Source organism: Mesorhizobium sp. M0074 (assembly GCF_040322975.1).
GTDB lineage: Bacteria > Pseudomonadota > Alphaproteobacteria > Rhizobiales > Rhizobiaceae > Mesorhizobium.
Genome location: NZ_JAMYUM010000087.1, coordinates 1 through 817, shown reverse-complemented (window position 1 = coordinate 817; position 817 = coordinate 1). Strand labels below are relative to the sequence as shown.

Sequence of the window (817 nt, the reverse complement as noted above, 5' to 3'; positions counted from 1 at the left end):
CGCGACCTTGCCTGCCAGCTTGCACGGCACGCATGTCCCAAGCGGTGAGGCGATCGAGATCCGCCTGGCGGGCTGGCTGTCACTTCCCGATCCAACCCGTTTCGTGGCGATTGCCTTCGGCTCGGGCGATCACCGCACGCGCACGGAAGACCGGCTGCCTCCACCTCCGCTGTCACCAGGCGATCGCCTCCGGCTCGGCTCGCTTGACGCCGTCGTCGAGCGCCTTCTCGACCATCCACGCCTTCTCGAGTTGCACTTCCCAGGCAACCGCGCAGCGGTGCTTGCAGGACTGGCGCACTACGGCCGGCCGATCCAATACGCGCATGTTCCCGAGCCGTTGGCACTGTGGGATGTTTGGACGAAGATTGCCGCCGGGCCGGTCGCGTTCGAGGCGCCGTCGGCAGGCTTCGCGCTCGACTGGCGCACGCTCCAAGCCTGGCGTCGGCACGACGTTGGCTTTGCAACCCTCACGCATGCTGCGGGCGTCTCTTCCACCGGCGATCCCGCGCTCGACTCGCGCCTTCCCTTCGACGAGCCATACCGCATCCCTGGGCGCACCGCGGCGCAGGTCGCGCGGGCGAAGCTCCGCGGCAGCCGCATCATTGCGATCGGCACGAGCGTAGTGCGCGCACTTGAGGCAGCCGCCAATCCCGGCGGCAATGTGCGTGCCGGAAATGGCATTGCGACAGGGCGTATCGCGCGGGGCACGCGGCTTCGCGTGGTCGATGCGATTCTCACAGGCGTCCACCAGCCCGGCGAAAGCCATTTCGAGCTCCTGCGCGCCTTTGCCGACGATGCTCTGCTCGCCAAGGCCTCC

1 protein-coding gene is annotated in these 817 nt (G+C 68.2%); it reads left to right on the top strand.

Translation table 11 applies throughout. The features are described 5' to 3' along the window. Positions 1 to 817, top strand: an 817-nt coding sequence (locus NKJ73_RS34075; protein WP_352572772.1) for an S-adenosylmethionine:tRNA ribosyltransferase-isomerase, incomplete at both ends; no start/stop codon positions are given.